The sequence below is a fragment of the Actinophytocola xanthii genome (assembly GCF_001921205.1).
Lineage (GTDB): Bacteria > Actinomycetota > Actinomycetes > Mycobacteriales > Pseudonocardiaceae > Actinophytocola > Actinophytocola xanthii.
This window is the reverse complement of record NZ_MSIE01000147.1, coordinates 1-5643: the sequence shown is the minus strand read 5'-3', so window position 1 is coordinate 5643 and position 5643 is coordinate 1. Positions and strand designations below refer to the sequence as shown.

Genomic DNA, 5643 nt, shown 5'->3' with positions numbered 1-5643 from the left:
CCGCCGCCGGCGCCGGGCGGCAGGCTGCGGCGCATCTGCTCGAGCTGCACACGGGCCGCCATCTGCTGGGCGAACAGCGCGGTCTGGATGCCGTGGAACAGGCCCTCCAGCCAGCCGACGAGCTGGGCCTGGGCGATCCGCAGCTCCGCGTCGGAGGGCGTGTTCTCCTCGGTGAACGGGAGCGACAGCCGCTCGAGCTCGTCCCGCAGCTCGGGGGCGAGACCGTCCTCGAGCTCGGCGATCGAGCGCTTGTGGATCTCCCGCAGCCGGCTGCGCGACGCGTCGTCCAACGGCGCCGCGCGGACCTCCTCCAGCAGCTGCTTGATCATGGTGCCGATGCGCATGACCTTCGCGGGCTGCTCGACCATGTCGCCGACGGCCTCGGCGTTGGTCGCGCCGGCCTGGGCGTCGGGGAGCTTCGCGGTGCCCAGCGGGGAGCCGTCCGGGCCCATCACCACCAGTTGTGGCTGCTCCGGCCGGCCGGCTTCCGGGTTCTCGCCTGTGGACGTCACGAGAGCGAGGGTACCGCCCGGGTCGGGGCGCAAACCCGGGGATGCCCCCCGCAACAGGCCGCTGACCAGGCTCCGTACGGTGTGGCTCATGGCGTTCGACGTCGCTGCGATTCGGGGACAGTTTCCCGCGTTGGGTGATGGCTGGATTCACCTGGACGCCCCGGCCGGCATGCAGGTGCCCGAGCAGGTGGCCACCGCGGTGTCGACGGCGCTGCGGGCGCCCGTCTCCGGCCCCGGCGGCGTGTTCCCCGCCTCCCAGCGCGCGGAGGCGATCGTGGACGCCGCCCGCCGCGCGGTCGCCGACCTCGTCGGCTGCGACCCGGCCGGCGTGGTGCTCGGCCCCAACCCGGCGGTGCTGCTGCAACGGCTGGCCGAGGCGATGGGCAGCGGCTGGGTCATCGGCGACGAGGTCGTCGTCTCCCGGCTGGACCACCAGCAGAACATCGCGCCCTGGCTCGGGGTGGCCCAGCGCGCCGGCGCCACCGTGCGCTGGGCGGAGATCGACATCGAGACGTGCGAGCTGCCGGCCTGGCAGTACGAGAGCCTGATCTCCCGCCGCACCAAGCTGGTCGCGGTCACCGCGGCCTCGGGGGTGGTGGGCACCCGGCCGGACCTCGCGAAGATCACCGCGCTGGCCCGTGCCGCGAAGGCCCTGGTCGTGGTCGACGCGTCGTCCTCGGCTCCGTTCGTCCCGATGGACATCAAGGCGATGGGCGCCGACGTGGTCGCGGTGTCGGCGACCGCCTGGGGCGGGCCGGCGGTCGGCGCGCTCGCCTTCGCCGACCCGTCGCTGATCGACCGCCTGCCCTCGTGCGCGCTCGGCCCGGACCAGAACGGCCCCGGTCGCCTCGAGCTCGGCCAGCACGCCCACCCGCTGCTCGCCGGCCTGGTCGCCTCGATCGACTACCTCGCGAACCTGGACGACGCGGCGACCGGCAGCCGCCGGGAGCGGCTGCAGACCTCGATCGGCTCGGCCAAGTCCTACCAGGCCGGCATGCTGGGCAAGCTGATCTCCGAGCTGCGCGGCCTGCTGCACGTGACCGTGATCGGCGACGCCATGCGCCGGATCCCCGCGCTGTCGTTCACGGTGACCGACGTCAAGGCCTCCCAGGCCGTCGTGCAGCTGGCCGAGCACGGCATCTGCGCCTTCGCCGACGACGTGCCGAGCGGCGTGTTCGCCGCGCTCGGCGTGGCCGAGGTCGGCGGCGCGGTACGCGTCGGCCTCGCCCACTACACGACGGCCGCCGAGGTCGACGCCCTCGTGGCGGCCGTCGCCGGCCTGTCCTCGCTGACCTAGGGCGTCAGGGCATCCGCAGGACCAGCTTGCCGAACACACCTCCGTCGGCCATGGCGCGGTGGGCGTCGGCCACGCGCTCCACCGGGAGCACCTCGTGCACGACTGGCTGCACGGTGCCGGCCTCGACGAGCGGCCACAGCTGGGTGACGACCTCGCCGACGATCGCGGCCTTCTCGTCCAGCGGCCGGTTCCGCAGGGTCGTCGCGGTGACCGAGCCGCACTTGCCCAGCAGCGCACCGACGTTCAGCTCGCCCTTGACCCCGCCCTGCATACCGATGATCACCAGCCGGCCGTTGCGGGCCAGCACCGAAACGTTGCCCGGCAGGTACTTCGCGCCCATGTTGTCCAGGACGACGTCCGCGCCGCGTCCGTCGGTGGCCGAGCGGACCTCCTCGACGAAGTCCTGTTCCTTGTAGTTCACTAGCACCTCGGCGCCGAGGGCGGCACAGCGCTCGAGCCGTTCGGCGGAGCCGGCGGTCACCGCGACCCTGGCGCCGAGTGCCTTGCCGACCTGGATGGCGTGGGTGCCGATCCCACCGGCGCCGCCGTGCACCAGCAACAGCTCGTCGGTGACCAGGCCGGCGGTCAGCACCACGTTGGACCAGACGGTGCAGGCGACCTCCGGCAAGGAGGCCGCGGTCACCAGGTCCACGCCGGCGGGCACCGGGAGCACCTGTCCGGCCGGCACCACGACCCGCTCGGCATAGCCGCCGCCGGCGAGCAGCGCGCACACCTCGTCCCCGACGGCCAGACCGGTGACGCCCTCGCCGAGCTCGGCCACCACGCCGGAGCACTCCAGCCCGGGGACCTCGGTCACCCCTGGCGGAGGCGGGTAGACCCCTTGGCGTTGCAGCAGGTCCGCCCGGTTCACCGCGGTCGCTGCGACGTCCAGAAGAACCTCTCCTGGGCCGGGGCGCGGATCGGGTTGCTCCGTCCAGGTCAGCACGTCCGGTCCACCGGGCTCGGAGATCACAATGGCTCGCATGTGACGACCGTAATCGGTGGCCGAACCGTACACTTCCAGGGCTTGACCAGCAGCGGCCATCCGACGATGGTTTCTCCTCGCCGGATGCGGCGATCGCGATCAGGGTCGATCAGCGCCGGTGTTGATCCGTGATGAGAGGAAGCTTTATGCCGTCCCGCACCACGACCCTACGACTCGGGGCCGCGGTCCTCGCGGCCGCGACGGGTCTCAGCATGACCGCGATCCCCGCGTCAGCCGCCCAGCAAACCGTGCCCGACGGCCCAGCGCTGGCTCGCCAACTGGTCAAGAAGGTCAGCATCACCGGCCTGAACCGGCACCTCGTGGCCTTCCAGCGCATTGCCGACCGCTCCGGCGGCAACCGCGCGGCCGGCGCCGAGGGGCACGAGGCGTCCGCCGAGTACGTCGCGACCAAGCTCGAGGCGGCGGGCTACACGGTGACCCGCCAGGAGTTCCCGTTCGTCTACGACGAGACCGAGGTCCAGACCGCGACGGTGGACGGGGTCGACCTGCCGGTGGCGCGGATGGCCTACAGCCAGGACACGCCCGCGGGCGGCGTCACCGGTCCGCTGGTGGTCGTGCCACCGGACGCCACGCCCGGCTGCGAGGCGTCGGACTACGAAGGCCTGGCGCCGGAGGGCGCGATCGTGCTGGTCAGGAGGGGCTCCTGTCCGTTCGCGGACAAGGCCCTGGTGGCGGCCGAGGTCGGTGCCGCTGCGGTGATCATCTACAACAACGTGCCCGGTGCGTTGAACGGCACCCTCGGCGGCCCCAACCCCGACGCCGTTCCGGCGGCGGGGGTGACCCAGGAGCAGGGCGCGGCGCTGGCCGAGCAGGCCGGGGCGACGGTCACGCTCGACCTGCAGGGCGTGATGGAGGACCGGTCCACGTACAACGTGATCGCCGAGACCCAGACCGGTCGGGCCAACAACGTGGTGATGGCGGGTGCGCACCTCGACAGCGTCGGGGACGGTGCCGGCATCAACGACAACGGGACCGGCAGCGCGGCGCTGCTGGAGACCGCGCTGCAGCTCGGCGGGTCGCCCAGGGTCAACAACAAGGTGCGTTTCGCCTGGTGGGGCGCCGAGGAGCACGGCCTGGTCGGGTCGGAGTACTACGTGCAGAACCTCGACTTCGAGGCCCAGCTGGACATCGCGCTGTACCTGAACTTCGACATGATCGGCTCGCCGAACGCGGGCTACTTCATCTTCGACGGTGACAACTCGGATGGTGTCGGCGCGGGCGAGGGCCCGTACGGCTCGGGCCAGATCGAGGCCGCGTTCGCGAACTACTTCGAGGCGACCGGGGTGCCGACCGAGGGTACGGACTTCAACGGCCGGTCGGACTACAACGAGTTCATCGTGAACGGAATTCCGGCGGGTGGCCTGTTCACCGGCGGCGACATGGTGAAGACCGAGGCGCAGGTGGACAAGTGGGGCGGCACGGCCGGCATCACGTTCGACCCGTGCTACCACAGCCGGTGCGACAACCTGGGCAACGTGGACCGGGTGGCGTTCGACCGGATGGCCGACGGAGCGGCCTGGGTGATCGCGTCGTACGGGATCTCGACCGAGGACGTCAACGGCGTCCCGCCGCGCCAGGCGAGGGCGAAGGCCCGGGTCGCGGAGAAGCGGGCCATGGCGACCGAGGTGGTTGCCGACCCCGAGCACGCGGCGGTGTAGACGAAAGCGGCCGTGAGCGGCGCTTTCCGGACCTACCGGGTCGGAAAGCGCCGTTCACGGCATTATCTGGGTCTGCTGTCGTCCAGTCCGGCGTGGATCTCCGTCAGGCGTGTCTGGGAGCCCTGATACGGCGATCAACATCGTCGTGGTGCGAGTGCACCCGAATTCCTGGTGCTGCTCCACAATGCGCGATCAAGACGAGCTGTCCCGGCTCAACCGCGGGGTCGCAGCGGACAGCGGCCCGCTGAGATCGTTTCCTGCTCCGGCACGGCACCACCTGTCCCTCTCCCGGCTGGCTCGCGACCTGTTCGCTCTCAAGCCGCCGTGCCTCCAGCATGCACGCGTGACCCCGTCGTAACAACCCTTACCACCGCCCCCGACCTGGTGAAACTCGGCCGCAATGTCTGAAACGGACAGTGTTCGAGTCCGACTGGGACACTTGGCTCGGTGTGCCCGCCACCTGCGCCGGTGTCCTCTGACTGCCCCCGTGCCCCGTCCCCCTCGCGCGGGCGCGCAGGTACTCCATTTGGGGGTAGGGCCGAGAGGGCGCCCACGTAACGGGCATGAACCAGGGGGCCGCATCTACCCTTATCGGGTGACCGAAGCGCAGGAACAGACGCGATGGCTGAGCCGCGGCGAGATGCGGGCCTGGCGAGCCTACGTGATCGGCAGCGAGCTGCTGCGAAAGCAGCTGAACCGCGAGCTGCAGGACGGCCACGGCATGGCGCTGGCGGACTACGAGGTCCTGGTCCGCCTGTCCGAACACGACGGTCGTCGGATGCGCATGGCCCAACTGGCGAGCGAGGTAGCGTCTTCGAAGAGCAGGCTGTCCCACCAGATCTCCCGCATGGAGGCAGCCGGCCTAGTCCAACGAGTAGAATGCGGCGACGATGCTCGAGGCGTGTACGCCGAACTGACCGAGGCCGGCATGACGCGGCTACGCAGCATCGCCCCCACCCACGTGGACGGCGTGCGGAGCCACCTGATCGACCTCCTCACCGAGGAGGACCACGCCGCCCTGGCATCGATCTTCGAGCGCGTCCTGGCCCACCTTGATGAGCAGGAAGGCTGAGCCCGCTACCCTGCACCCCAAGGGAGGCGTGGCAGAGCGGCCGAATGCACCTGTCTTGAAAACAGGAGACCTTCACGGGTCCGGGGGTTCAAATCCCT

At 71.0% G+C, this 5643-nt stretch carries 5 protein-coding genes; 3 read left to right on the top strand and 2 right to left on the bottom strand.

Annotation, left to right across the window (positions count from 1 at the left end):
* On the bottom strand, window positions 1-452 hold a 452-nt coding region (locus tag BU204_RS37415), incomplete at its 3' end, for a bacterial proteasome activator family protein (protein WP_143230045.1).
* A 148-nt stretch (window positions 453-600) separates the two neighbouring features.
* Between BU204_RS37415 and BU204_RS37410 the strand changes: the two genes are divergently transcribed.
* A complete protein-coding gene (locus BU204_RS37410; protein WP_075130521.1) occupies window positions 601-1809 on the top strand; it encodes a cysteine desulfurase-like protein in 1209 nt (402 codons plus the stop codon).
* Window positions 1810-1813: 4 nt separating this feature from the next.
* On the opposite strand, the gene BU204_RS37405 is transcribed toward BU204_RS37410, so the two are convergent.
* Window positions 1814-2794: an NAD(P)H-quinone oxidoreductase gene (locus BU204_RS37405; RefSeq protein WP_075130520.1), complete on the bottom strand. Its 981-nt coding sequence runs from the start codon at window positions 2792-2794 to the stop codon at window positions 1814-1816.
* A gap of 146 nt (window positions 2795-2940) precedes the next feature.
* On the opposite strand from BU204_RS37405, the gene BU204_RS37400 reads away from it, so the two are divergent.
* Complete coding sequence (locus BU204_RS37400) at window positions 2941-4473, top strand: M28 family metallopeptidase (RefSeq protein ID WP_075130519.1); 1533 nt, start codon at window positions 2941-2943, stop codon at window positions 4471-4473.
* 640 nt (window positions 4474-5113) lie between these two features.
* Window positions 5114-5545 carry a MarR family winged helix-turn-helix transcriptional regulator gene (locus BU204_RS37395; protein WP_075130523.1) on the top strand — a complete coding sequence of 144 codons (432 nt, stop codon included), beginning with the start codon at window positions 5114-5116 and terminating at the stop codon, window positions 5543-5545.
* Window positions 5546-5643: the final 98 nt, after the last annotated feature.

Coding starts and splice junctions, on each gene's coding strand:
- BU204_RS37410 (WP_075130521.1), top strand. CDS start 601: ATGGCGTTCGACGTCGCTGCGATTCGGGGACAGTTTCCCGCGTTGGGT.
- BU204_RS37395 (WP_075130523.1), top strand. CDS start 5,114: ATGCGGGCCTGGCGAGCCTACGTGATCGGCAGCGAGCTGCTGCGAAAG.
- BU204_RS37405 (WP_075130520.1), bottom strand. CDS start 2,794: ATGCGAGCCATTGTGATCTCCGAGCCCGGTGGACCGGACGTGCTGACC.
- BU204_RS37400 (WP_075130519.1), top strand. CDS start 2,941: ATGCCGTCCCGCACCACGACCCTACGACTCGGGGCCGCGGTCCTCGCG.